Annotated in this window: 22 protein-coding genes and 1 pseudogene; 16 read left to right on the forward strand and 7 right to left on the reverse strand. The window is 65.9% G+C overall.

Annotated elements, in window-relative coordinates:
- Positions 1-62: 62 nt before the first annotated feature.
- Positions 63-869, reverse strand: coding sequence for a DeoR/GlpR family DNA-binding transcription regulator (locus tag AB0313_RS14625; RefSeq protein WP_307309710.1), 807 nt, complete (start codon positions 867-869; stop codon positions 63-65).
- Between the two features lie 91 nt (positions 870-960).
- Between AB0313_RS14625 and AB0313_RS14630 the strand changes: the two genes are divergently transcribed.
- Genes AB0313_RS14630 through AB0313_RS14640 form a run of 3 tightly spaced genes read left to right on the forward strand, consistent with a single transcriptional unit; the run spans position 961 to position 3,597 of the window.
- Positions 961-1,608, forward strand: a complete 648-nt coding sequence (locus tag AB0313_RS14630) for a hypothetical protein (protein ID WP_366306329.1) — start codon at positions 961-963, stop codon at positions 1,606-1,608.
- Between the two features lie 57 nt (positions 1,609-1,665).
- Positions 1,666-2,961, forward strand: a complete 1,296-nt coding sequence (locus AB0313_RS14635) for an MFS transporter (protein WP_366306331.1) — start codon at positions 1,666-1,668, stop codon at positions 2,959-2,961.
- Positions 2,962-3,009: 48 nt separating this feature from the next.
- Positions 3,010-3,597, forward strand: coding sequence for an AAA family ATPase (locus tag AB0313_RS14640; RefSeq protein ID WP_366306333.1), 588 nt, complete (start codon positions 3,010-3,012; stop codon positions 3,595-3,597).
- 62 nt (positions 3,598-3,659) lie between these two features.
- Here AB0313_RS14640 and AB0313_RS14645 read toward each other — a convergent pair whose 3' ends face one another.
- On the reverse strand, positions 3,660-4,685 hold the full coding sequence (locus tag AB0313_RS14645; protein ID WP_366306335.1) for a LacI family DNA-binding transcriptional regulator: 1,026 nt from the start codon (positions 4,683-4,685) through the stop codon (positions 3,660-3,662).
- A 166-nt stretch (positions 4,686-4,851) separates the two neighbouring features.
- Here AB0313_RS14645 and AB0313_RS14650 point away from each other — a divergent pair, with 166 nt between their 5' ends.
- From AB0313_RS14650 to AB0313_RS14670, 5 genes and pseudogenes are all read left to right on the forward strand, one after another.
- The gene (locus tag AB0313_RS14650) at positions 4,852-5,787 is read left to right on the forward strand and encodes a dihydrodipicolinate synthase family protein (protein ID WP_366306337.1); all 936 of its coding nucleotides are present in this window, start codon (positions 4,852-4,854) and stop codon (positions 5,785-5,787) included.
- Between the two features lie 116 nt (positions 5,788-5,903).
- Positions 5,904-7,301: an MFS transporter gene (locus AB0313_RS14655; protein WP_366306339.1), complete on the forward strand. Its 1,398-nt coding sequence runs from the start codon at positions 5,904-5,906 to the stop codon at positions 7,299-7,301.
- A gap of 315 nt (positions 7,302-7,616) precedes the next feature.
- Positions 7,617-8,618 carry a bile acid:sodium symporter family protein gene (locus AB0313_RS14660; RefSeq protein WP_141944277.1) on the forward strand — a complete coding sequence of 334 codons (1,002 nt, stop codon included), beginning with the start codon at positions 7,617-7,619 and terminating at the stop codon, positions 8,616-8,618.
- 92 nt (positions 8,619-8,710) lie between these two features.
- Positions 8,711-11,175 (forward strand): annotated as a pseudogene (locus tag AB0313_RS14665) (nitrate reductase).
- On the forward strand, positions 11,172-11,654 hold the full coding sequence (locus tag AB0313_RS14670; protein ID WP_141944272.1) for a hypothetical protein: 483 nt from the start codon (positions 11,172-11,174) through the stop codon (positions 11,652-11,654). Before AB0313_RS14665 ends, AB0313_RS14670 begins: the two are co-directional and overlap by 4 nt.
- Before the next feature lie 86 nt (positions 11,655-11,740).
- Here the strand turns inward: AB0313_RS14670 and AB0313_RS14675 are convergent, their stop codons facing one another.
- Positions 11,741-12,040 carry a DUF4193 domain-containing protein gene (locus AB0313_RS14675; protein WP_141944270.1) on the reverse strand — a complete coding sequence of 100 codons (300 nt, stop codon included), beginning with the start codon at positions 12,038-12,040 and terminating at the stop codon, positions 11,741-11,743.
- 407 nt (positions 12,041-12,447) lie between these two features.
- On the opposite strand from AB0313_RS14675, the gene AB0313_RS14680 reads away from it, so the two are divergent.
- The 5 genes from AB0313_RS14680 to AB0313_RS14700 are packed head-to-tail and all read left to right on the forward strand — an operon-like array spanning position 12,448 to position 16,448.
- Positions 12,448-13,389, forward strand: coding sequence for a 2-hydroxyacid dehydrogenase (locus tag AB0313_RS14680; RefSeq protein ID WP_366306342.1), 942 nt, complete (start codon positions 12,448-12,450; stop codon positions 13,387-13,389).
- Positions 13,386-14,156, forward strand: coding sequence for an SDR family oxidoreductase (locus AB0313_RS14685; protein ID WP_366306344.1), 771 nt, complete (start codon positions 13,386-13,388; stop codon positions 14,154-14,156). The genes AB0313_RS14680 and AB0313_RS14685 overlap by 4 nt, the downstream gene beginning before the upstream one ends.
- Positions 14,156-15,229 carry an L-idonate 5-dehydrogenase gene (locus AB0313_RS14690; protein ID WP_366306346.1) on the forward strand — a complete coding sequence of 358 codons (1,074 nt, stop codon included), beginning with the start codon at positions 14,156-14,158 and terminating at the stop codon, positions 15,227-15,229. Before AB0313_RS14685 ends, AB0313_RS14690 begins: the two co-directional genes overlap by 1 nt.
- A complete protein-coding gene (locus AB0313_RS14695) occupies positions 15,226-15,381 on the forward strand; it encodes a hypothetical protein (protein WP_366306348.1) in 156 nt (51 codons plus the stop codon). Before AB0313_RS14690 ends, AB0313_RS14695 begins: the two co-directional genes overlap by 4 nt.
- Positions 15,378-16,448, forward strand: a complete 1,071-nt coding sequence (locus tag AB0313_RS14700) for a DMT family transporter (RefSeq protein WP_366306350.1) — start codon at positions 15,378-15,380, stop codon at positions 16,446-16,448. Before AB0313_RS14695 ends, AB0313_RS14700 begins: the two co-directional genes overlap by 4 nt.
- On the opposite strand, the gene AB0313_RS14705 is transcribed toward AB0313_RS14700, so the two are convergent.
- The 3 genes from AB0313_RS14705 to AB0313_RS14715 form a co-directional block, all read right to left on the reverse strand.
- On the reverse strand, positions 16,359-16,655 hold the full coding sequence (locus AB0313_RS14705) for a DUF3040 domain-containing protein (protein ID WP_307309745.1): 297 nt from the start codon (positions 16,653-16,655) through the stop codon (positions 16,359-16,361). The two genes, AB0313_RS14700 and AB0313_RS14705, sit on opposite strands and share 90 nt — an antisense overlap.
- 89 nt (positions 16,656-16,744) lie before the next feature.
- Positions 16,745-17,269: a DUF488 domain-containing protein gene (locus AB0313_RS14710; protein WP_366306352.1), complete on the reverse strand. Its 525-nt coding sequence runs from the start codon at positions 17,267-17,269 to the stop codon at positions 16,745-16,747.
- Between the two features lie 115 nt (positions 17,270-17,384).
- On the reverse strand, positions 17,385-18,431 hold the full coding sequence (locus AB0313_RS14715) for an aldo/keto reductase (protein ID WP_366306354.1): 1,047 nt from the start codon (positions 18,429-18,431) through the stop codon (positions 17,385-17,387).
- A gap of 177 nt (positions 18,432-18,608) precedes the next feature.
- On the opposite strand from AB0313_RS14715, the gene AB0313_RS14720 reads away from it, so the two are divergent.
- Both AB0313_RS14720 and malQ read left to right on the forward strand, forming a co-directional pair.
- Positions 18,609-19,343 carry a GAF and ANTAR domain-containing protein gene (locus AB0313_RS14720; RefSeq protein WP_366306356.1) on the forward strand — a complete coding sequence of 245 codons (735 nt, stop codon included), beginning with the start codon at positions 18,609-18,611 and terminating at the stop codon, positions 19,341-19,343.
- A 170-nt stretch (positions 19,344-19,513) separates the two neighbouring features.
- Positions 19,514-21,739, forward strand: coding sequence for a 4-alpha-glucanotransferase (malQ, locus tag AB0313_RS14725; RefSeq protein ID WP_366306358.1), 2,226 nt, complete (start codon positions 19,514-19,516; stop codon positions 21,737-21,739).
- Between the two features lie 85 nt (positions 21,740-21,824).
- Here malQ and AB0313_RS14730 read toward each other — a convergent pair whose 3' ends face one another.
- Positions 21,825-22,901 (reverse strand): beta-propeller fold lactonase family protein, encoded by a 1,077-nt coding sequence (locus AB0313_RS14730; RefSeq protein ID WP_366306360.1) that lies wholly within the window; start codon positions 22,899-22,901, stop codon positions 21,825-21,827.
- A 157-nt stretch (positions 22,902-23,058) separates the two neighbouring features.
- Here AB0313_RS14730 and AB0313_RS14735 point away from each other — a divergent pair, with 157 nt between their 5' ends.
- Positions 23,059-23,952 (forward strand): putative protein N(5)-glutamine methyltransferase, encoded by an 894-nt coding sequence (locus AB0313_RS14735; protein ID WP_366306362.1) that lies wholly within the window; start codon positions 23,059-23,061, stop codon positions 23,950-23,952.
- Positions 23,953-24,126 lie beyond the last annotated feature (174 nt).

A 24,126-nucleotide genomic window follows, 5' to 3' on the forward strand; every position in this document is an offset into this window, starting at 1 on the left:
CGCTGTACAACGCCCGCCCCGGTGTCCCGGGGCGGGCGTTCGGTTTAGGGCAGCGGGCCCTGTCAGGCGGCCTTTCCAAGGGCGGCTACCTGGACGGTGACTCCGAGATCGCGGATGTTCTCCTGCATCTCCTGCGGCAGCTGGTCATCGGTGACGACGCCGTCCAGCTTTTCAAGGGGGGCCACGTTGAAACGCGACACCGTGCCGAACTTGGTGCTGTCCGCCAGGAGGAAGCACGACGACGAGGCCTCCAGGGCAGCCAGCTTCACCTCGACTTTGTCCATGACGGGCGTGGTGATGCCCCGGGCCATGTTCCACGTGCCTGTGCTCAGGAAACACAGGTCGATGTTGATGGACTTCACCACGTCAGCGGCGATTTTTCCGCAGCTCGAGGCACTGGACGGATCCACAGCCCCGCCGGTGTGGATCGTCTCGATGTGCGGGTACGTGAACAGGCTGGTGACCACGTAGAAATCGTTTGTCACCACGGTAAGGCCCTGGCGCCCGGCGAGGTAGGGCACCACCGACTGGCAGGTGGTGCCGGCGTCGAGGAATACCACCATGCCGTCTTCCACTGAACCGGCAGCAAGCTCGGCAATGGCCTGCTTGCGCGGGAGTTCCAGCTGTGCGCGGAACTCGCGCTCCCGCGGGGGTTCCTGGCTGGTCCAGTCCGCGAGCCGCACTCCGCCTTGCACTGATATCACTTGTCCCTGATCCTCCAGGGCCGTGATGTCCCGCCGGACCGTCATGTGGGACACGTTCATGTAGTCGGTGAGGCTGCGGATACTGAGGACGCCCTCCCGGCGCAACAGGCGCAGGATTTCCTGGTGGCGCTGCTCGGGGATCAGGGGACGGGCTGTCGGGCTCACAGACGTTTCTCCTTTGAATGAAGTAGCTCCAGCTTAACAAGTTTTCACAGGGTGTTCCGCTTTGTGAATCTTTGGTCTAATCTCTTAAGCGATGTTAAATAAATTTGAAACCCAGGAAACGATCATCCGCACCGGAGCCCTGCTCATTGCGCGGCTGGATTCTGCTGATGAGGCCTACCGTGTGGCTGAAGCTGCCATCGAGGGCGGTATCCGCGCCGTGGAAGTTCCACTGACCGTTCCGGGCGCCCTGGGCGTCATTGGGCGCCTGGCCGACAAGTACGGCGACCAGGGGATCGTGGTTGGAGCAGGGACCGTACTCGACGCCGAAGCCGCCTATGCCTCCATTTCCGCGGGGGCGCGGCTGCTGGTCAGCCCGCAGCTGAGTCCGAAGATGATCGCCACTGCCAACCGCTACCAGGTGGTCACCGCCAGCGGCGCGTTCACGCCCACGGAGGTGCTGAACACCCTCGAAGCTGGCGCGGACATAGTCAAGCTGTTCCCGGCCGAGCTCGGCGGCCCTGCCTACGTCAAGACCATCCTGGCGCCGTTGCCCCAGGCGCCCGTGATGCCTTCCGGGGGCGTGAGCCCGGCCAACGTTGAAGCGTGGTTCGCGGCTGGCGTCACCGCCGTCGGGGTCGGCAGCTTCGTCACCAAGGCCGCCCAGGAGGACGGCGATTATGGCCGGGTTGCGAAGGCTGCCCGCACCTTCCTCGCAGCAATAGAAGACGCCCGCCGCTAAGGCCGGGCACCCCCCAGACCGGCACCCGTGCCGTCAGAACACAAAGGAGTGAGCTGCATGAGCCAAGCTTCAGCAGAAATAGGTACCGCCCCGGACCAGCCAGTCAAGAACGTGCGGGTCAGGTGGTACTTGATCGCCCTGCTCGTCATTGGCGGCATCATCAACTACATGGACCGCAACAACCTGAGTATTGCGAACACCACCATCGCCAAGGAGTTCGGCCTCAACGCCCTGCAGATGGGCCTGCTGCTGTCCGCGTTCTCCTGGCCTTACGCCATCGCGAATCTTCCCGCCGGCTACCTGGTGGACCGGTTTGGCCCCAAGAAGATGTTTGCCTGGGCCGCCGGCCTCTGGTCGATTGTGTCCATGCTGTCCTCAATGGCCAACTCCTTCGGGTTCCTCTACGCGGCCCGGGTTGCACTGGGCGTTGCAGAGTCGCCGTTCTTTACGTCCGGGCTCAAGGTTGCGGATAAGTGGTTCAACAAGACCGAACGTGCCCTCCCGGTCTCGATCGTTAACACGGGTTCACAGATTGCCAACGCGATCGCCCCGCCGCTGCTGACGTTCCTCATGCTCACCATGAGCTGGCGCGGGATGTTCCTGGTGATCGGCGCCCTGGGCATTGTCATCGCCCTGGTCTGGCTCCGCGTCTACCGCGACCCCACGCTGAAGGAGCAGCTCATCATCAAGGGTGCAGAGTTCGAGGAACAGCTTCAGCCCAAGGAGAAGCAGGCCGGCTGGGGCGAACTCCTCACCAAGAAGAACACCTGGTTCATGGTCATCGGAGCCTTCGGCATCTTCTACACCGTCTGGGTCTACCTCACCTGGCTGCCCAGCTACCTGCAGACCGCGCGCGGATTCAGCCTCAGCCAGATCGGCTGGCTGGCAGGGCTGCCTTTCCTCTGTGGCATCCTCGGCGTGCTCGCGGGCGGCATCTTCTCAGGCAAGGCAATAGCCCGCGGCGTGCCCGTGGTACGCGCCCGCAAGATCCCGATTGTGGGCGGCGCGCTCCTCGCGGCGGCAGCCGTGCTGCCCGTTGCCTATGTGGAGAACACGGCCCTGGCAATCGTCCTGCTGTCCCTTGGCTACTTCGCGGCGCAGGTGCCCATCGGCGTGCTGTGGACCCTGGCCTCGGACATTGCCGAGCCCAACCAGGTGGCATCCCTCGGTGCCATCCAGAACTTCGGCGGATTCCTGGGAGCCGCAGTGGCCCCGATCGTCACCGGTCTTATCCTTGATTCGACCGGCGGCAACTACACCATGGTGTTCCTGATCGGCGGCCTGCTTCTGATCGTGGGCGCTGTCTCCTACGGCTTGTTCGTCAAGGACCGCCGCACCCCCGCCGCCGCGTAGCCGGACCCTTGGTAACCCAGGCCCGTCAGTTCAAGGAAGAACAAGCAGTTGACCAGTATCATCCCCAGAGTGTTCTTTGTGATCGGCCCGGCAGGTTCGGGAAAATCAAGCGTCAGCCGGCACCTTGCGGAGCGGTTTGGCGCGGCTCACATCGACAAGGACACCGCAACCATCCGCTTCACCGAGCTGCTGTTGAAGCTCAATGGCTCGGATCCCAACGAGCGGGACAACAATGAGTTCTACCAGAACACCATAATGCCGCTGGAGTACGGGGCCATCCTTGACCTCAGCCGCGACAACCTGAGGGCGGGCAACTCTGTGGTGCTCGACGCCCCCTTCGGTAAGTTCTTCTCCGACGATGACTATCTGGCGAAGGTCAAGGACCGGCACCAGTGGCCGGAGGCTGAACTCATTGTGGTCCACGTCCGGCTCGCCGGGGACGCATTGCGCCAGCGGCTGCTTGCCAGAGGCTATCCGCGGGACGAGTGGAAGCTTGCCAACTGGGAATCGTTCTGGGCGGGGGCCCAGGGCGACTCCTGCCGGTGGAAGCAGGCGCGCCACCTCGATTTCGACAACAGCGGTGCATCCGTGGATGTCAACGACTTCGCAACCCAGGTGACCGCAGGGGCTGCGTAGGGTCACGAGCACCCCGGCTGACGACGGCGGGACGAACTGCCGTCGTCAGCCGGGGTGCTGTTTCATGTACCGGTGCGCTGGGGCGTTCCGCTGGATTGGCGTGGGATGAGTGTGGGCATGGATCGGCGGATGAGGGGTTCGGTACCTGGATTGACGATGAGATCGATGGCGGTGGCTGCTATCTGGTCCAGGGGAACGTGCACCGAGGTTAGGGGCGTCGGCAGCCGGGCGGACAGCGGGGTGTCGTTGTATCCGACCAATGCCAGATGGTCGGGGATGCTGACCCCGTGGCGGTGGGCCGCCGCCATTACACCCATGGCGATGTTGTCATTGGCGGCGAAGATAGCTGTCGGGCGGGATTGCGGTGTTCCTGCGAGGAGCGTTTCGCCGGCCGTGTAGCCATTTTCGATGCCGTACCCGGCAGCGATAAGCCATTCTTCGCGCGGCTGGATGCCTGCTTCATGGAGTGCTTTGCGTGCCCCTGCCAAGCGTGCAGTTCCGGTGGAGGTGAAGGCGGGGCCGGTAACGACAGCAATGTTGCGATGGCCCAGGTCGATGAGGTGGCGTGTGGCGAGGTAGCCGCCAACCTCGTCGTCTCCGAGCGCCGAGGGGCTGATGCCGTCAGTTCGGAGCACTAGCGCATGCGCTACACGGCGCTCGCGCAGCAGCCGGGGCAGTTCGTCATCGAGTCGCGCCGTGGCCAGAATCAGCCCGTCGACGTTTCTATCGAGGAGTGTTTCGGCCGCCCTGCGCTCATCCACGGGATCATCTCCGCTGGTGGCGACCATCGCAAAGTAGCCCCGGGAGGACGCTGCCTTTTCGAGTTCTTCGAACATCAGCGCCATAACGGTGTCGCTCAGACGCGGGACAAGGACACCAAGGGTTCGGGTCTCACCACGCCGCAAGCTTGAAGCAAAAGAGTTCCGGCGGTATCCGAGTTCCTCCGCGATCTTACGGACATGGGCTGCCGCCGCGGATCTGGAGGTTGTGCGTTCATCAAGGGCACGGCTGGCGGTCGAGATGCTCACGCCACTGGCAGCCGCGACATCCTTGAGCGTGACAATCCCTGCGGGGGCGGGACGTTCCATCGCGGTTCTCCTCTTCAGCAAAGGTGTAACAGCCACTCTATTCCTCCTTCTTGCAAACGTTCTCTTGACAGTGAGCTGCGACACGCGCAAACTTGAAAACGTTCCCGCAAACGTTCTCATCATAGCGGGACTACCGAACATCAAAGAAGACAAGAAGGTAGCTGCAATGGCACTCGATCTCCGGGGACTTAACCCCGCACCTGTCACCCCGTTCACCGAAGATGGCGCTGTCGACTTCGCTGCAATCCAGCGCCTGGGTTCGTGGCTCGGATCGATTGAGGGCGTGAAGAGCCTCGTCGTTCTGGGGCACGCCGGCGAAGGCACGTTCCTCACCGAAGAGGAGCAGCTGGACGTGATCCGCGCGTTCGTGGCATCGACCGACGGCCGGGTACCGGTTGTGGCTGGCATCACGAAGGAGGGCAACAAGACGGCGGCCCTCGAAGCCAGGAAGGCCGTCGAGGCCGGCGCGTCAGCTGGTCTCGTCTACCCCTCGCACGGGTGGCTGCGCTTCGGCTACCAGAAGGGCGCGCCCCAGTCGCGCTATCAGGAGATCTACGACGAATCCGGTCTGCCGCTGATCCTGTTCCAGTACCCGGACAACACCAAGGCAAGCTACGACCTCGACACCCAGCTGGAAATCGCCGGCCAGGAGGGGGTCTTTGCGACGAAGAACGGTGTCCGGAACATGCGCCGGTGGTACACCGAGATCCCCGCGCTGCGCGCCGCGTACCCCGAGCTGCAGGTGCTGTCCTGCCATGATGAGTACCTGCTGCCGACCATGTTCGATGTCGATGGTCTGCTCGTTGGCTACGGCAACATTGCTCCCGAACTGCTCGTTGAACTGATCGAAGCCGGCAAGGCGCAGGACTACCCGCGTGCCCACGCCATTCATGAGCGGCTGCTGCCGGTAACCAAGAACGTTTACCACCGAGGGTCCCACATGGAGGGCACCGTCGCCCTGAAGTGGGGCCTCGTGAACCGCGGCATTCTGGACCACGCCACAGTGCGCACACCCCTCCTGCCCCTGCCCGAGGGCGCAGACACCGAGATTGCGGAAGCCTTCGCCGCCGCAAACATCGGCAAGGTCACCGTCAGCGCCTGATCCACGGATCCTGAGGATGGCGGGAGCAACTCCCGCCATCCTCCCCTAAGCTTTAGCCATCTCCACTCTTGGTCAATGAGGACCCCAGCATCGCTGCTGGAGAAGGAGGACTCGCCATGCGCGAGCCGAACAACACCAAAACCATGGCCGGCGGCCCCAATGCCGCCAGGATCAATGCCGAGCTTGTAGCCCGACTCGAACGGCTCCCGCTCACCCGCCGCCTGACCCTGATCCGCGTGGTCATCGGGTCAGCCACATTCTTCGACGCCTACACCGTCCTGGCAATCGCCTTCGCGATGCCCCAACTGTCCTCGGAATGGCACCTGAATGCCGGGGAAATCGGAATGATCCTTTCCGCCGGGTACGTCGGCCAGATCTTCGGGTCCCTCTTCTTCGGGCACCTCGCCGAAAGAATCGGGCGACTGCCCGTCCTGCTCTTTACGATCCTGCTCTTCGTCTCCATGGACATCGCCTGCCTGTTCGCCTGGGGCGCCACGTCCATGATCATCTTCCGCTTCATCCAAGGCATCGGCACCGGCGGCGAAGTACCGGTCGCCAGCGCCTACATCAACGAATTCGTCGGGGCGAGGAAGCGCGGCAGGTTCTTCCTCCTCTACGAGGTGATCTTCCCGGTCGGGCTGATGTTTGCCGGCATCGCCGGCTACTTCCTGGTCCCTGTCGTGGGCTGGAAAGCCATGTTCATCGTCGGCATCGTGCCGGCCCTGCTCACAATCCCCATGCGTTGGCTGATGCCTGAATCACCGCGCTGGCTCGCATCCAGGGGTCACGTCCACAAGGCCGAGACGGTCGTCGCCATGCTCGAAAAGGAAGCAGTCAAGGCAGGACATACACTCTCCGAACCCGTGGTGCGGCCCGTTGACCCCAAGGCCACGGCCCGCACCGACTGGCGCGAACTGTTCTCCGGGATATACAAAAAGCGCACCTTCATGATCTGGATGCTCTGGATCTGCGTCTACATGGTCAACAACGGCCTGGTCACCTGGCTGCCGACACTCTACAAGCAAACCTTCAACCTGCCCCTGCAAACCAGCCTCGCCTACGGCTGGGTCACGTCCGCCGTCGGCGTTGTGGCCTCCGTCCTCTGCGCGCTGCTCATCGACCGCGTAGGCCGTAAACGCTGGTACACCGTCGCCTTCCTGGCCGCGACCGTCCCGCTCGTCATTCTCACCGCCCTCGGCGCCGTCTCAGCAACCCAGGTGGTCGTGTTCGCCAGCATCGCCTACGCCATCCTGCAGACCATCTCCTTCTCGCTCTACCTCTACTCCGCCGAGCTGTACCCAACCCGGCTCCGCGCCATCGGCACCGGCTTCGGCAGCGCCTGGCTCCGGGCAGGCTCCGCCATCGGCCCCATCCTGGTCGGCTGGATCGTGGACAACTACGGAATCAGCCTCGTATTCACCGTCTTCGCAGCCGTCGCCCTCATCGGTGGCCTGGTGACTATCTTCTTCGCCATCGAAACTAAAGGCCGGGTCCTTGAGGAACTCTCGCCCTAACTCCGTCGAACCCGCCTCAATGGCAGCGCCACGCACCAACTCCGGTCCGTGGCGCTGCCGTTGTCAGTCAAGGACTACGCCCGGAACATGGCTTCCCGGTCTGCCCTGATCGCAAGTGCGAGCATCGCAGGGCCGGCCCTGGCCTACTGGCTGAATCGATACGGCTGGCGCATCGCCGTCGTGAGCGGGCGCTCGCGCTGCTCCCAGACGGGCAAAACGTCGGCCTCAAAGGCGCAGGGCTGCAGGTGAGGCCGCTTATGACCCGTCACGGTCATCGATTGGCAGAATCCTATAGGCGGGTGCCACCATTATTGGATGCTTGAGGCAACTAAACCCCAGAAGTCCCCGGACGGAACAACGCCCGTCAACCCCGCTCTCGAAGTAGAAAGCAGGATTGCCCGCATCGCGGTGACGGTGTTTCCCATCCTGGTGGTCGTCGCAGGTATCCTCGGCTTCCTGCTCCCCGGAGCCTTCAAGCCCATGGGGCCGGGCGTGCCCTACCTGCTCGGCATCATCATGTTCTGCATGGGCCTGACCCTGACCCCGCCCGACTTCGCCGCCGTGGCCAAGCGCCCGTGGGCCGTGGCGCTGGGCATCGTTGCCCACTATGTCATCATGCCCGGCGCCGGCTGGCTCATCGCCGGCGCCCTCAACCTCCCGCCTGAATTGGCCGTCGGCGTGATCCTGGTGGGCTGCGCTCCCTCCGGCACGGCTTCGAACGTGATGGCCTTCCTCGCCAAGGGCGACGTTGCCCTGTCCGTGGCGGTGGCCTCCGTCTCCACCCTGATCGCCCCGATCGTCACCCCGCTGCTGGTCCTGTTCCTTGCCGGTTCGTACCTGCAGATCGACGCCGCCGGCATGGTCCAGGACATCGTCAAGACCGTGCTGCTGCCGGTGGTCGCGGGCCTGCTCGCCCGGTTGTTCCTCAAGAAGCTCGTGGCCAAGGTGCTGCCGGCGCTGCCGTGGGCGTCCGCCGTCGTGATTTCCCTGATCGTGGCCATCGTGGTGGCCGGCAGCGCCGGCAAGATCATCGACGCCGGCGCCATCGTGTTCCTCGCCGTGGTGCTGCACAACGGCTTCGGCCTGGGCCTCGGCTACCTCGCCGGCAAACTGGGCCGCCTGGACGACAAGGCCCGCCGCGCCCTCGCATTCGAAGTGGGCATGCAGAACTCCGGCCTGGCATCGACACTGGCCATCGCCCACTTCACGCCGCTGGCCGCACTGCCGTCCGCCGTCTTCTCCCTGTGGCACAACATCTCCGGCGCCATCGTGGCCGCCTGGCTGGCGCGGCGCCCGCTGGAGGACAAACAGGCCTAAGCTCCCGTTTCCAGCCCTCCATTCAGGGTAAAGGTTCCTGTAGGGACAGCGCCGTCGACGCTGCCCGCCGGTTCCTGTAAGGAGATGGACGGATGGCTCGGATTGACCGAATAGCTGAACCATGGGGGACACGGACGCCGTATGGCAGCGGCGCCCAGTGGCCGGTCAGGGTGGACACCCGCCTGGCCGAGGGGGTCGCCGAGGAGGACGTGGACCGTTGGGTCCAGACGGCGTCACTCCTGCATTCCAACGGTGACGCCATGGACATTGCAGTCAAGGACAACAGGATCGTTGGCGTGCGTGGACGGGCGGTGGACCGCGTCAACCACGGCCGCCTGGGCCCCAAGGACCTCTTCGGCTGGCAGGCGAACGCCTCCCCGGACCGGCTCACCAAACCCCTCATCCGCGAGGGCGGGAAGCTGGTGGAAACCGACTGGGACACCGCCATGCAGCGCATCGTGGACAGGTCCAAGGCGCTGCTCGCGGAGCAGGGCCCCAGCGCCCTCGGCTTCTACACCACCGGCCAGCTCTTCTCCGAGGAGTACTACACCCTGGGCACGCTGGCGCACGGCGGCATCGGCACCAACCACGTGGATGGCAACACCCGGCTGTGTACGGCAACGGCAGGCGAGGCGCTGAAGGAATCGTTCGGCTGCGACGGCCAGCCCGGCTCCTACACGGACGTGGACCATGCCGATGTGATCGCCTTGTACGGGCACAATGTGGCGGAAACCCAGACGGTCCTCTGGACCAGGATGCTGGACCGGCTGGCCGGTCCCAACCCGCCCAAAATCATCTGCGTGGACCCACGCATGACGCCGGTGGCCAAGGCAGCCACCGTGCACCTCGCTCCGCGGCCAGGCACCAACGTGGCCCTGATGAACGGCATCCTGCACGAGATCATCACCAACGGCTGGGTGGACCAGGAGTACATCCAGGCCCACACCGTGGGGTTCTCCGAGCTGGAAAAAGAAGTCAAGAACTATCCGCCGGCCCTGGTGGCGCAGATCTGCGGCGTCCCGGCGGAGCAGATCCAGGAGGCCGCCAGCATTATCGGCCACGCCGAGCGGCTGCTGTCCACGGTGCTGCAGGGCTTCTACCAGTCCAACCAGGCCACCGCTGCCGCCGTGCAGGTCAACAACGTCAACATCATCCGCGGCATGCTGGGCAAGCCCGGCTGCGGCATCCTGCAGATGAACGGCCAGCCCACGGCGGAAAACACCCGCGAATGCGGGGCCGACGGCGACCTGGCCGCCTTCCGGAACTGGTCCAACGACGCACACATCCAGGACCTGGCGAAGGTCTGGAACATCGACCCCATGGCCATCCCGCACTACTCCCCGCCCACGCATGTGATGCAGATGATGCGGTACGCGGAGGACGGCTCCATCCGAATGCTGTGGGTCAGCGGAACGAATCCCGCCGTCTCGCTCCCCGAACTGGCACGCATCCGCAGCATCCTGGAGCAGGACCGCCTGTTCCTGGTGGTGCAGGACATCTTCCTGTCCGAGACCGCCCAGCTGGCCGACGTCGTCCTTCCCGCGCAACCTGGGGCGAAAAGACGGGCACCTTCACCAACGTGGACCGCACCGTCCATCTTTCGGAGAAGGCCGTGGACCCGCCCGGCGAGGCCAAGCCGGACCTGGAGATCTTCATCGATTACGCGCACCGGATGGGCCTCCAGGACAAGGACGGGCAGCCCCTGATCAAGTGGCACGATCCCGAGTCCGCCTTCGAAGCCTGGAAGGAATGCACCCGGGGACGCCCTTGCGACTACACCGGCATCACCTATGACAAACTGCGCGGCGGTTCCGGCATCCAGTGGCCGTGCAACGAGGAGAACCCGGACGGCACCGAGCGGATCTACGCGGACGGGAAGTTCTGGGCGCACCCGGAGTACTGCGAAACCTATGGCCGTGACCTCATCACCGGCGCGCCCGTGGAGCCGAAGGAGTACAAGGCCCTGAACCCCGAGGGTAAAGCCATCATCAAGGCCGCCGAATACATGCCGCCGCACGAGCTGCCCAGCCAGGACTTCCCACTCCAGCTCATCACAGGGCGCACGCTTTACCAGTTCCACACGCGCACCAAGACCGGCCGGGCGCCGGAGCTGCAGGCAGCGGCGCCTGACGTCTGGGTTGAGTTGTCGGCGGACGACGCCGGCGCGTACGGGATTGCCGAGGGCGACCTTGCGGAGGTGGAGACACCCCGCGGTTCGGTCCGTGCCAAGGTGCGGATCAGCGGCATCCGGAACGGCGTGCTGTTCCTGCCGTTCCATTACGGCTACTGGGACACTGACGGCGGACACCAGCCGGACGGTGCAGGCAGGGCGGCGAACGAACTGACCATCACCGATTGGGATGCCGCGTCCAAGCAGCCCATCTTCAAGACGGCGGCGGCAAGGATTACCAGGGTTGCCGGTGGTGACGGCCCGTCCCCGGCGCCCACCACCACAGCGTCGGCGCCGGCCGGCGACTTCCCGGACGACGCGAGGACCAGGGGAATAGCCACAGCCTTGGCCGATGAAGCCACTGAAACGGCAGGAGGGGAACGATGAAATTCGGGCTGGTACTGGAGGAGATGCACCGCTCCGAAAACGACCTGGCGCACCACCTGCTGGTCATCTCGGAGCGGCACAAGGTGGACCACGAGATCTACCACCTGGCCCGGGACCTGGCCCGCTGGTCCCAGCAGCACGTGCGGGAGATCGCGGACATCGCCGGGAACTACGGACAGGACCTGGACCCGGAGCCCCGGGGCGAAATGGGGCTGATGGAAACTGTCCGGGAGAAAGGCAGCGAGATGGTGGGACGGCGCCCCGAAACCGGCATGCTGCTGCTCCGGGACCTGCGCGAACTCTACCTGAAGGCCTGCGGAGTCTCTGCCGACTGGGAACTGCTGGCTCAGGCCGCGCAGGGCATGAAGGACAAGAACCTGCTGGCCCTGGCCGAGAGATGCCATCCGCAGACAATCCGCCAGATGAAGTGGGCAAACGGCAAGTTGAAGGAGTCAGCCACCCAGGTCCTGGTCAGTTAGGGGTATCTCCAACCTTGTTGATCGCTCCGGCCACGAGTATGGATTCCAATAGTTGAAACCCGACCGTGGCCGGCCTTCGCCCCCTGCTATCCCTCACATTCCTTGCAGTACTTCTTACCGTCTTTCTCGCGGGCCAACTGGCTGCGGTGATGGACCAGGAAGCAGGACATACAGGTGAATTCGTCTGCCTGTACCGGGACCACCTGGATGAGGAGCTCCTCGTTGGAGAGGTCGGCGCCGGGCAGCTCAAAGCTGTCCGCGAGGTCCGTCTCGTCCAGGTCCGGGGCGGCCTCCCGCCGGCCGGACTTGTCGGACTTCAGCTCCTCCAAAGCGACGTTCGGCTCTTCCTCGGGAGTCACCCGCGGAGCGTCGTAGTCAACTGACATGTGGTGTGTTCTCCTGTCCAGCTGCTGGTGTCCGGATTGTTCCGGACAGATCGACAACGCCGGACGGGGACAACAAATTCCCGCGACGGCCAGGGTTGTTTCCGCGCATGGCGAGCGCCGCCTGGACCAGGGCCGGCGGACCCCATACACATACCGGGTCCCGCGCCCGCCATGCCGTAGTCGGCAATGGGCCGGGGCAGCCCTCCCGCAAACGGGTGGCACTCCGGGCTGGTGACCATCCATGACATCGTCAACGCCCCGATGACGCGATTGAGACGCCGCCGCACGTAAATGTTGGCATGCTTGGACCCAAGCCCACGTTCCAGGTTCCGGGCGGCCTGACCTTCAGCCGTCGCGGGCCAGCCCCGTGACTCCCGTACGTCAACCATCAACCGATAGGCCCGCCCATGCAGCACGTGCACACCGTTAGTTTCCCGGATCCCCAGCTCTTGGCTGACCTGTCGCCACTCCCCGAAGGGCTGCGGGGCGTGGTGTGGGACATGAAGGACGTTCCGGGGGAGGAGCTGGGTGGCATCGACGGCGTCATCCTGCCCTACATAAACGCCGGGGAAGTGCTGGGGAACCTTGGCAGGGTCCCGGGCCTGAAGTTCGTGCAGACACAGTCAACGGGGTATGACGGCGTGTGCGAGGCTGCCGGGCGGGGCGCCGCGGTGGCAAACGCCTCGGGCGTCCATGCAGCTGCCACGGCCGAGCTGGCAGTGGGGCTCATCCTCGCGAAACTGCGGGGCATCGACCAGGCCGTCAAGGACCAGCAGATTGAAAGCTGGAAGCCCCAGCGCCGCCAGTCCCTGGCCGACCGCAAGGTCCTGCTGCTGGGTATCGGCGGGATCGGCAAGGAACTCGCCCGCCGGCTGGAACCCTTTGAAGTCACCGTGACCCGGGTGGGAAGCGCGGCCCGCACGGACGCTGGCGGGCAGGTCCACGGCCCGGACGAACTTGTGGAGCTCGCCGCGGACCACGACATCCTCGTCTCCGTCCTGCCCCTGAACGACAAGACCCACCACCTGGTGGGCCGGGATGTCCTGGCTGCCCTGCCCGGTGGTGCGCTGGTGGTGAACGTGGGCCGCGGCGCCGTGGTGGACACCGACGCCCTGACCCGGGAAGTGGTCTCGGGGCGCCTGCAGTGCGCCATCGACGTCGTCGATCCCGAACCGCTGCCCGCCGGCCACCCGCTGTGGTCAGCGGAAAACGCACTCATTACCCCTCACATTGGCGGTAATGCCTCCGCTTTCGAACCACGGATCCTCAAGCTCCTGAAGCGCCAGCTCGAGGCCCTGGCCGCCGGCCAAACCCCCGTCAACCTTGTCCAGCAGGGACCCTTCGCATGAGCGCGCTGTTTGACCTGACGGGCCGTGTTGCCCTGGTGACGGGTTCCAGCAGGGGTATCGGTTCGGCCCTTGCGCGGGCGTTGGCGGACGCCGGAGCAACGGTGGTGCTCAACGGCGTCAACGAGGAACGGCTGAAGGCTGCCGCCGCGGCCATGGCGGCTGATTTTCCGCCGGGCCGGATCCACAGCGCAGCGTTCGATGTGACCGACGACGTCGCCGCCGCCCGGAGCATTCAGTGGATCGAGGAGAACGTGGGTCCGCTGGAGATCCTGGTGAACAACGCCGGGATCCAGCACCGGGTGCCCATGCTGGATTTGGATGTGGCGGACTGGGAACGGGTGCTCTCCACGGACCTGACCAGCGCATTCCTGGTGGGCCGGGAGGCCGCCCGGCACATGATCGGCCGTGGCCGGGGCAAGATCATCAACATCTGTTCCGTGCAGGCTGACCTGGCCCGTCCCACCATCGCCCCCTACATCGCGGCGAAGGGCGGGCTGCGGAACCTCACCCGCGCCATGACCGCCGAATGGGCCGCCTCCGGGCTGCAGATCAACGCTGTCGCTCCCGGCTACATCCACACCGAAATGACGCAGAACCTGGTGGACGATGAGGAGTTCAACGCCTGGATCCTGGGCCGGACGCCCGCGCACCGCTGGGGCACCGTCCAGGACCTCGCCGGTCCTGTGGTGTGGCTGGCCTCGGACGGCTCCAACTTCGTGAACGGACAGACCATCTTCATCGATGGCGGAATGACGGTGGTGGTCTGATGACGCTGAATACTGAGAGCCTCCCTGCCTTCGGGCCGGCCCTGGTGGCCCATGCCGCCGGGGACCTGCGCATCGACGAGGTCCCGCTGCCCCAGCCCGCACCGGACGAAGCCGTGGTGGAGGTCGCGTTCGGCGGCATCTGCGGCTCGGACCTGCACTACTGGCTGGACGGGGCCGCGGGGGAGTCCATCCTGAAGGCCCCGCTGGTCCTGGGCCACGAAATCTCCGGCGTGGTGGTGCGCCCGGCGGCCAACGGTACCGGCCCGAAGGCCGGGACCGCCGTCGCCGTGCATCCCGCAACACCGGGCCCTGGTGCCGCGAAGTACCCGGCGGACCGGCCGAACCTGTCCCCGGGCTGCACTTACCTGGGCAGCGCGGCCCGCTACCCGCACACCGACGGCGCCTTCAGCCGGTACGTCACCCTGCCGGTGCGGATGCTCCGGCCCCTCCCACTGGGCATGAGCCTGCGCACCGCGGCGCTGATCGAACCGGCGTCCGTCGCCTGGCATGCCGTGTCCAGGGCGGGGGATGTCCGGGGAAAGACCGCGCTGGTCGTCGGCTCCGGGCCCATCGGGGCCCTCGCCGTCGCCGTCTTGAAGCGTGCCGGCGCCGCCCGCATCACCGCCGTCGACCTGCATCCTAAGCCCCTGGAGATCGCCACGGCGGTCGGCGCGGATGAGGTGATCAACGCCGCGGACACCACGGCGATCGCGGCCGTGGAGGCCGACGTCGTGATCGAATCATCCGGAAACCACCACGGCCTTGCCTCCGCCATCCAGGGTGCGGTGCGCGGCGGGACCGTGGTCATGGTCGGGCTGCTGCCCACCGGCATGCAACCGGTCCCCATCTCGCTGGCGATCACCCGCGAACTGGACCTCAAGGGCTCGTTCCGCTTCAACGACGAAATCGACCAGGTCATCGCCGCCCTCACAGACGGCTCCCTGCACATCGAGCCCGTCATCACGCACCAGTTCCCGCTGGCCGACGCACTGCACGCCTTCGAAGTAGCGAAGGACTCCACAGCCTCCGGCAAGGTCCTCCTCAGCTTCGGCGCACCGGGGGAAGGCCAGTGAGCGGGCAGCTGCCACCACTGGTGGTGATGGGCGTTTCCGGGTGCGGCAAATCCCCTGTCGAGGGTGCCATAGCCAGGGCAGGCTTGGAAGGACACGACGCCCCGCTCAAGGAGGCCAGGGTCATCGCCGCTGAAATCCTGGATGCCTTGTGAACCCTGCCCCAACCCACCGGAAGGCCCAACTGCGGGGAGCGCTGGCGGTTGTGGCTGCGTCCGTCCTCTGGGGGACCACCGGAACCGCCGCCACCTTCGCCGCCGGCGTGAGCCCGCTGGCCATCGGCGCCGCTGCGATGGGCCTGGGCGGGTTGTTCCAGGCGCTGTACGCTGCGCGCCACATCGCCATCCAAAAGGGCAGCCTGCTCGAACAGTGGCGCCTGGTCTTGCTCGGCGCCATGGCCGTCGCCGTATACCCACTGGCCTTCTACAGCTCAATGCACCTCTCCGGCGTGGCCGTGGGAACCGTAGTCTCCATCGGCTCCGCCCCCGTGGCGGCTGCCCTCATCGAACGGTTCGCGGACAGGAAACCCCTGGGCCGCCAATGGATCCTCGGGGCGCTCCTGGGAGTAGGCGGGGCCGCCCTGCTGTCCTTCGCCGGGCACGCTCCGGCAGCGGCGATGCAAACCGGAGGCTTGCCGGGCGCAGGTCTGCCCCCCGATGGTCGGAGTTCGACGGCGGGAATCCTCCTTGGGTTGCTGGCGGGCACCACCTATGCCTTGTATTCCTGGGCCGCTCACCGCCTGACCGGGCAGGGCCTGTCTTCCAGGGCTGCCATGGGCGCCGTCTTCGGAACGGGCGGGCTCCTCCTCCTGCCGGTCCTGGCCGTTACCGGCGCCCCGCTGATGGAGTCCTGGGGCAATGCCGCCGTGGGCGTGTACATGGCTGCGGTGCCCATGTTTGCCGGTTATCTCCTATTCGGCTGGGGCCTGGTCCGGGTGGGAGCGAGTACGGCCACGGGCATCTCCCTGCTGGAGACAGTGGTTGCTGCCGTTCTGGCCGTGTTGGTGGTGGGCGAGAGGCTCCCTGCACTCGGCTGGCTTGGCGCCGCCGTCGTACTGGCCAGCCTTTTCATCCTGACGCCGGGGCCGCGCCGGCCGCGCGAAGTGCCAGGACGAGGCAGGGGACGACAGCGGTCAGCCGGTGGGCTGCCGTCCCGCGCTTCGGGCCAGGACGGTGGAGCCCAGCAACAAGCAGGCGCCCAGCCCCAGCAGCAGAATCCCTAAGACCACCGCGCCAGGGGCGGGGATACCTGCCCCTGCAAGGACCAGCACCAGGCCGATCAGCGCGGCCGCAATCCCCGGGAACAGGCCGGCGGGGAAGCGGCGCGTGGGATAGCCGGACAGCAGTTCCATGGCCAGGTGGGGATCGTCTGCAATCAGCCCCAGTTCCAGCTCCTTGAGCAGGCGTCGCTCCTCATCGGACATCGGCATGGCGGGCCCCTGTTTCCCCTGGGAGGCGGTATTCGGTATCGACCGTAGGAGTCTTCTACCGGTTAGTCAATAGCGCCGCCAACCGCCGGTCACTCCGGAACGTCGTAGCGCAGTTGGGTGCCCAGCACCCGCACCCCCTTGGTGGGAACGTGCGGAACCGCTTTGTTTGGCGGCATCAGGTGTTCAACCGGCAGGCCGGCCAGCAGGACGCAGTGGTCGGAGATCAGCCTGCGGTGGCAGCGCCACCAGAGGGTTTCGCTGCACATGATGGCCGTCCGGGCCGCTTGGGATCCGGCAACCAGTTCGGCAACGGCCGCCGTAAAGTCTTCGCTGCGCATGTACGCGGCATAGGCGCGGAAGGAGTCATTGCGCAGGGCCGTATCAGGGGAGTCCGAAGGCAGCTTCCGGAAGCCGCCCAGCCGCCGCTCCCAGCGGTAGCTGATGCCGGCGGCGGGCAGCCATTCGGCCATGCGGTCCTTGCCGAAATGGGGATACTTGCGGCTGCCCGGCCCAATCCGGACGTCCACCAGCGACGCCACCCCTGCGCTGCTGAGCAGGCTGGTGAAATCCTCCTGGGACGCGGTGCCGTGACCTACGGTGAACAGGGCCTTCATCGAAGCCATCATAGGCATCGGACCGTGCAGCTCTGCCGGCGGGCATCAGAACGTACGACGGCGGCACTGGCCTTCCCGGGGTACGGCACCTTGGGGCGTGGCGGGCGGATGCCTGCTACCGCCGTCGTAATTCCGCGAACTCGATGGAGGGCACGATGGCGCCCGCGTCCCGCTCCACGAAGTTGGTGCCCGGCGGCACCAGGTCGTCAATCGCGTCGAGGACCGTCTCGCCAAGCTGGACGTCTGCCGCTCGGAGGTAGGCCTGGAGGTGTTCGCCGCTGCGGGGCCCGATGATCACGCTGCTGATGGCTGGGTGGGTGAGGGCAAAGCCGACGGCCAGGTCCACCAGGGGCATCTCCAGTTTGTCCGCAAGGCGCGCCAAGGAGTCAGCGGCCAGCAGCTTCCGCTCACTCGAAGGCCCGGAGATGTCGTACCGGCCGGGCAGGGTGTGGACCCGTGTGGGCGGCCTGCCGGACTCAAGGACGAAGCTGCCGGACAGCCAGCCACCTGCCAGGGGTCCGTATGCCAGGACGCCCAGGCCATACTGCTGGGCGATGGGCAGGACATCGCGCTCGTTGCCGCGGACCAGCATGGAGTACGGGACCTGGTTGCCCACCGGCGGGATGAGGTGGTTGGTGGTGGCCAGCCACTGCGCTTCCACCAGCTGCGCCGGAGTGAACACTGAGGTTCCGTAATACAGGATCTTTCCCTGGCGGATCAGGTCGTTGAGGGTGGTGATGGTTTCCAGGAGGTCGGTGTTGTAGTCCGGCCGGTGGGCCTGGTACAGGTCGATGCGGTCCGTCTGCAGCCGCCGGAGGCTGCCCTCCACGGCCTGCGTGATCCAGCGCCTGGAGTTTCCGGAGTGTGCCGGGTTGAGGCTCATCTGGCCGTGGAACTTGGTGGCCAGGAAGACGTCGTCCCGGCGGCCGCGCAGCGCACGGCCTACCACCTGCTCGGATTCTCCCTGGGAGTAGACATCCGCCGTATCGATCGCGGTGATGCCGGCATCCAGTGCCGCGTGGATGATGCGGATGCTCTCATCCGCTCCCGTCGGGGCGCTGTGCGGGCCGCCGGCACCCTCGCCGAAATTCATGGTGCCAAGGGTGAGCGGACTGATAGGCGTCCCCGACCGTCCGAACAACCGCAGTTCGCTAAGGCTCATTTCCGGTCTCCTCCATGTAATCGCCGTGCCCTGGATCGTCATGAGGCTACACAGATTTGAAGGGCCGCCCCAGACTTCCGCCTTAGTCCTTCTCTTTTCGTCGCGCGGAGTAACCGGGGCCGTCCGAATGACGTTTTGTGGCGCGCACACAGCAGGCAAGAGCGCCTATATTGAGGCATGGGCAACCCTAAGAGCGATGATCAGTTCGTCCAGCTGCACGACCTCGTCATCGGCAGCAGCAACGTGGCTGACCTCGTTGCTGAGCTTTCCGCGGTGGCCGCTGCAAACCTCAGCGATGCGGCTGGCGTCTTGATCGAATGCGGCGTCACGCTCCGCCGCCGCAAACGCAGCACCACGATCGCCGGCAGCAGCGAACGTGCGGCGCTCCTCGACAAGCTGGAGCAGGCCCTGGGGGACGGTCCCTGCATAGCATCGCTGGAAGCCATGAAGCCGGTGGTCCTTCCTGACGTGAAAACCGACACCCGGTGGCCCGACTACCAGAAGGTGCTGGCCGAAAACGGCTGCCGCAGCGTGCTGGGTGTTCCCCTCGCCCTGGACGAGAACCAGGCGGCGGCACTGAATTTCTTCGCCTCAGAACCCAACGTCTTTGCCCCCAACGTCATCGGCCGTGCGGAGGGGTTCGCGGACCTGGCCGGACGGGCGCTCAGGCTGGCGCTCCGGATCGCCGACGCCCAAACCCTGGCGGAGGACCTGAAGTCTGCCATGGCCAACCGCACCGCAATCGACCTGGCCTGCGGGGTGATCATGGCGCAGAACCGGTGTACCCAGGATGAGGCAATGGCCATGCTCACCAAGGCGTCCAGCCACCGGAACCAGAAGCTGCGGGACCTCGCGGGGGAGGTCATCGGCCGGGTCAGTGACGGAACGGTGACCACGCACTTCGATCCCTAGAAACGGCCGCCGCCTCCATTCCGGTCCTGCCCCGGACATATACCGCGCCGGTTTCGCCACCACGCCGCCCTGCAATAATCTGAACCAACGGATGTGCACGGGGGTGTCAGCGCCCGGGTACAACAGCAGCACTGTAAGTTCCGGGACCATCACAGACGAGGCGGATACCCATGACGGCTTCAGACCAGCAGCACGCACCACGGCCAGCTTTGCCCGCAGACCCTCCCGCCGCTGCCCCTGAGCCGGTGAATCCCCACCTCCTGCACCAGCTTGCCGACGCGCACGGCGTCGGGACATCCTTCCAGGGCTGGGACGGGCTGCCACACTCCGTTTCCCAGGAGACCCTGGTCAAGGTGCTGGCCGCCCTGGGCGTGGATGCACGCACCAACCGGGACATTGAAGCTGCATTGGCGGAGGCAGACCTGGCGCCCTGGCGGCAGGTGCTGCCGCCCGCCGTCGTCATCAAACAGGGTGAGCCCGCCCAAGTGCCGGTCCATGTCCGGGATGGTGCCACCGCACGCCTGACCATTGCCCTTGAGGGGGGAGTTGGATCCCGGGAGGCCGTCCAGCAGGATGTCTGGGTCCAGCCCAGGGACGTGGACGGCGTCTCCACCGGCCGTGCCACGTTCTCCCTTCCCGCCGACCTGCCGTTGGGCTGGCATACCCTTCATGCAGAGTCGGAGGGCCGCACGGCCACTGCCACGCTGGTGGTGACGCCGGCGCGGCTGGCCACCGCCAAGCCGCTGGAGGAGCGTCGCGGCTGGGGACTGGCCACGCAGCTGTATTCGGTCCGGTCAAAGAGGTCATGGGGCATCGGCGACTTTGCCGACCTGGCAGACCTGGCGGCCATCAGCGGAGCCCGCGGCGCCGATTACGTGCTGGTGAACCCGCTGCACGCCGCGGAGCCTGTTCCGCCGGTCCAGCCCTCGCCGTACTCGCCGTCCACCCGCCGGTTCTTCAACCCGCTGTACATCCGCATCGAGGCCATCCCGGAACTGGCCTACCTCCGGCCGCGCAAACGCGCGGCGCTGGAAAAGCTGCACGAGGAAGTTGCGGGCCTTAACAAGGAAGGCGGACACCTGGACCGGGACGCCGTGTATGCCGCCAAGCTGCAGGCCCTGGAAATGCTGTACCACACGCGCCGGTCGCCCGCCCGGCAGGCCGCCTTCGACGAGTTCTGCCGCATCTCCGGCAAGGGGCTGGAGGATTTTTCGCTCTGGTCCGCCATCCGCGAGGACCTGGCCCCCGGCGATCCCTTGTGGAAGGACCCGGCCTATGCCATTGGGACGCCGGAGGTGGAGGCGCTCCGGGAAAAGCTGGCTGACCGGATTGGCTTCCACCGCTGGCTGCAGTGGATCTGCGACGAGCAACTGGAGAACGCCCAGCGGGCTGCCCTGCGGTCCGGGATGCGGCTCGGAGTGGTGCACGACCTCGCCGTCGGCGTGGATCACAGCAGCGCCGACGCCTGGACACTGCGGGGAGTCCTGGCCCCGAACACCAGCGTGGGCGCGCCGCCGGACATGTACAACCAGCAGGGCCAGGACTGGGGCCAGCCGCCATGGCACCCCGGCCGGCTGGCAGAGGCGGGTTACGAGCCGTTCCGCAAAATGCTGGCCAACGTCCTCCGCCACGCCGGCGGCATCCGCGTGGACCACATCCTGGGCCTCTTCCGGCTGTGGTGGATCCCCATGGGGAACGCCCCGGGGGACGGCGCCTACGTCCGCTACGACCACGAGGCACTCATCGGCATCCTCGCCCTCGAGGCGCACCGTGCCGGGGCAGTGGTGATCGGGGAGGACCTGGGCACCTTCGAGCCGTGGGTGCGCGACTACCTTGCGGCGCGCGGCATCCTGGGGACGTCCATCCTGTGGTTTGAGTACGACGGCGATTCGCCCCTTGCGCCGGAAAAGTACCGGATGCAGGCGCTCGCCAGCGTGAACACCCATGACCTTCCGCCCACGGCCGGCTACCTGGCAGGGGACCACGTGGCGCTGCGAAGCAGGTTGGGCCTGCTGGAGCGGTCCGAGCAGGAGGAACGCGCTGAGCACAACGCATCCCTTGAAAAGATGTTTGCCCTGCTGCGCGAGCGCGGTTACCTCTCCGAGGGGACTGCCGGCGCCGGGTCGGCCCAGGCGGCGGCCGAGGAGCACACCATCGAGGCGCTGCACCTGCTCCTGGCCCAGGCGCCGTCCGTGCTGCTTGGTGTGGCCCTGGTGGACGCCGTGGGGGAGCGGCGGGTGCAAAACCAGCCAGGTACCACCGAGGCGTTGTATCCCAATTGGCAGGTTCCGCTGGGCGGACCGGACGGCAAACCCGTCTATCTGGATGACCTTCCCGGCAACAAGCGGTTCAACGCGCTGCTCGCGGCGGTGGAGGGATCCCTGCACGGGTCTTGAGTAACGGCTTAAGCGCCGTGGCCCCGCCGCTCTGGAAGCGGCGGGGCCACGATGCTTGTCAGGCGGCTAACCTGGCCGGCAGTGATCAACTGGCGGCGACGAGGGCGGTCGGAGACCGGGTGGACAGCATGTGCAGCACCGGGCCGGGAAGGCCGGTGGCGGGGTCCAGTTCGAAGGTGGCAATGGTGTGTGACCGTTCATGGGCCACGTGCAGCCATCTTCCCCGGACCAGGTGGTGCCGCGGCCAGTTCCCGCCGCTGTCAAAGTCCTTGACGGGGATCAGTTCGGCGCCGTCCGCTGCAACTTCAAGGACACTGATGAGGTTGGAGCCGCGGACACCGGCGTAGGCGAAGTGTCCCTGCAGGTCCAGGCAGATCTCAGCGGCGGAGTCGCCTTCCTGGCTGCCGCCCGCAGTGGCAGGTCCGCGGAATACCAGCTCGTATATGCCGGCCTCGGGGCGGACCACGAAGACTTCCACGGAGTACTCCGACACGATGAAGACATTTCCGTTCGGGTGCTCCACCATGTGCCGCGGACCGCTGCCGCAGGGGAGAACCACCTCGTGGTCAGCCGCCAGTCCGGTGCCCGGCTCGTACTTCCAAATCCGGAGGGTGTCGTGGCCCAGATCGGTGGTCATGATGCGGCCATCCTGCAGCATCAGGCTGGCGTGGGCGCGGCTTTGCCTCGGGCTGCCGGGAGAAACGCCGGCGTGGGGATCAACCGACGGCGCAGCGGGGTACCACCTTGTCATGCCGCCGTCGGCATCCAACTCGTAAAGGAGGACCTGCCCGTCACCCCAACAAGCGGCGGTAACAAAGCGGCCGCGTGGGTCGACGGCAACATGGCAGGTGGCTTCGCCGGCCGGCTGCGGTGCACCGGACTGTTCAAGGACAAAGTCACCCAAGCGCCGGTATGCCTGGACCGTCTTTCTTTGCTCTGCTGCCGCGTACACCACGGGCAGTCGCGGGTGGGCGGCCAGGAACGACGGCGAAGGTGCCTGGACCGCCGTACCCAGCCATTCGAGACTGCCGTCCTGGCGCTCGCGGACAGCGCCGATGCCGTCTGCGAGGCCGCCGCCGTCCGCAGTATAGGTGCCGATCCAAATGATGCTGCTGGCCGCATTGTTGTTGGCTGCATTGTCGTGGGCTGCGCCGGTGGTCATGGTCCCATCCTGCCAACACCCTGATCCTATTCCCGTGCATCAGGCCACCGATTAGCATAAAATTCCGGCCAAAGCTGAAGGAGGTGGGTGCGATTATTGCTGCACCAGTTTTGGCTTACCCCTCCCTCCGCCCTTCGGAGATCCGGGCCTAGCCGGCATGGAGGTGCCCATCCGCTACCCGGGAGGCGCTGCTCCGGATCCTTTTCGAGTACGGGGTATTCATGGCCCGTACCCGCCCGCGGACTTCGACCGGATCGTCCCCCTGTTGAGGTCTGTGGGTTGTGTTTTCGCCGAAGAGGAAGCCCGGCTCCTGCTGGCGGAAGCGGCCAGTCCTGCGGAACTTTCCCGCAATGTCCAGCGTCGGATGGAGGGCGTCCCCTTGGAGCACATCCTGGGCTGGGCAGAATTTGCGGGGCTGCGTGTCCTGGTTGAGCCCGGCGTCTTCGTGCCCAGGCGCCGAACGGAGCTGCTGGTCAACGGCGCTCTTGCCTTGTTGCAGAACCACTTACTGCCAGAAGCCCCGGTGGTGGTTGACCTCTGCTGCGGATCCGGGGCCGTGGGAGCGGCAATCCTTCAATGCGTCCCGCAGCTGGAACTGCATGCGGCTGATGTGGAACCAGCAGCAGTGCGGTGTGCCCGCCGGAACCTCGAACCCCTGGGCGGCCACGTCCACGAGGGTGACTTGTTCGAAGCACTTCCGCCCGCGCTCCACGGCCATGTGGCAGTCCTCGCCCTCAACGCTCCATATGTCCCTACCCAAGCAATTTGCACCATGCCGCCGGAGGCACGCCTGTACGAACCTGTTGCGTCGCTCGACGGCGGCCCGGACGGGCTGGATTTCCACCGCCGGGTTTCCACAGAAGCTGGGGCATGGCTCTCGCCTGGTGGTCATCTGCTGATCGAAACCAGCCAACGGCAGGCGGCCGGAACCTCCGCACTTCTTGCCGCAGCCGGGTTCGCCGTGGAGACGGTTCATTCGGAGGAACTGGATGGGACTGTGGTGGTAGGACGTGCGCCGGAAGGAACCCGCAGCACTAGATCACTAACCTGAACAGCCTTGTGTCTGTCCGGGTTGTGACAGCGGGCTGTTGATTCAAGGCAGCTTTGCGCTCCCATGTCCTTCTTGTGGGTGGGGTGGTGGGGGTGGTTTGAAGTAGTGGTTTTGTTGGGGTGTTTGGGTGGGGTCGATGTGGGGTGGCGGGATGAATGTGGGTGTGTTGTGGGT

The organism is Pseudarthrobacter sp. NPDC080039 (genome assembly GCF_040702335.1).
GTDB classification, from domain to species: Bacteria; Actinomycetota; Actinomycetes; order Actinomycetales; family Micrococcaceae; genus Arthrobacter; species Arthrobacter enclensis_A.

Excerpts from the sequence above, each read along its gene's own strand:
- AB0313_RS14650 (WP_366306337.1), top strand. The coding sequence starts at position 4,852 with ATGGCACTCGATCTCCGGGGACTTAACCCCGCACCTGTCACCCCGTTC.
- AB0313_RS14680 (WP_366306342.1), top strand. The coding sequence starts at position 12,448 with ATGCAGCACGTGCACACCGTTAGTTTCCCGGATCCCCAGCTCTTGGCT.
- AB0313_RS14735 (WP_366306362.1), top strand. The coding sequence starts at position 23,059 with ATGGAGGTGCCCATCCGCTACCCGGGAGGCGCTGCTCCGGATCCTTTT.
- AB0313_RS14690 (WP_366306346.1), top strand. The coding sequence starts at position 14,156 with ATGACGCTGAATACTGAGAGCCTCCCTGCCTTCGGGCCGGCCCTGGTG.
- AB0313_RS14645 (WP_366306335.1), bottom strand. The coding sequence starts at position 4,685 with ATGGAACGTCCCGCCCCCGCAGGGATTGTCACGCTCAAGGATGTCGCG.
- AB0313_RS14655 (WP_366306339.1), top strand. The coding sequence starts at position 5,904 with ATGCGCGAGCCGAACAACACCAAAACCATGGCCGGCGGCCCCAATGCC.
- AB0313_RS14730 (WP_366306360.1), bottom strand. The coding sequence starts at position 22,901 with ATGACCACCGGCGCAGCCCACGACAATGCAGCCAACAACAATGCGGCC.
- AB0313_RS14635 (WP_366306331.1), top strand. The coding sequence starts at position 1,666 with ATGAGCCAAGCTTCAGCAGAAATAGGTACCGCCCCGGACCAGCCAGTC.
- AB0313_RS14710 (WP_366306352.1), bottom strand. The coding sequence starts at position 17,269 with ATGAAGGCCCTGTTCACCGTAGGTCACGGCACCGCGTCCCAGGAGGAT.
- AB0313_RS14630 (WP_366306329.1), top strand. The coding sequence starts at position 961 with ATGTTAAATAAATTTGAAACCCAGGAAACGATCATCCGCACCGGAGCC.
- AB0313_RS14660 (WP_141944277.1), top strand. The coding sequence starts at position 7,617 with ATGCTTGAGGCAACTAAACCCCAGAAGTCCCCGGACGGAACAACGCCC.
- AB0313_RS14670 (WP_141944272.1), top strand. The coding sequence starts at position 11,172 with ATGAAATTCGGGCTGGTACTGGAGGAGATGCACCGCTCCGAAAACGAC.
- malQ (WP_366306358.1), top strand. The coding sequence starts at position 19,514 with ATGACGGCTTCAGACCAGCAGCACGCACCACGGCCAGCTTTGCCCGCA.
- AB0313_RS14685 (WP_366306344.1), top strand. The coding sequence starts at position 13,386 with ATGAGCGCGCTGTTTGACCTGACGGGCCGTGTTGCCCTGGTGACGGGT.
- AB0313_RS14675 (WP_141944270.1), bottom strand. The coding sequence starts at position 12,040 with ATGTCAGTTGACTACGACGCTCCGCGGGTGACTCCCGAGGAAGAGCCG.
- AB0313_RS14720 (WP_366306356.1), top strand. The coding sequence starts at position 18,609 with ATGGGCAACCCTAAGAGCGATGATCAGTTCGTCCAGCTGCACGACCTC.
- AB0313_RS14715 (WP_366306354.1), bottom strand. The coding sequence starts at position 18,431 with ATGAGCCTTAGCGAACTGCGGTTGTTCGGACGGTCGGGGACGCCTATC.
- AB0313_RS14705 (WP_307309745.1), bottom strand. The coding sequence starts at position 16,655 with ATGCCGATGTCCGATGAGGAGCGACGCCTGCTCAAGGAGCTGGAACTG.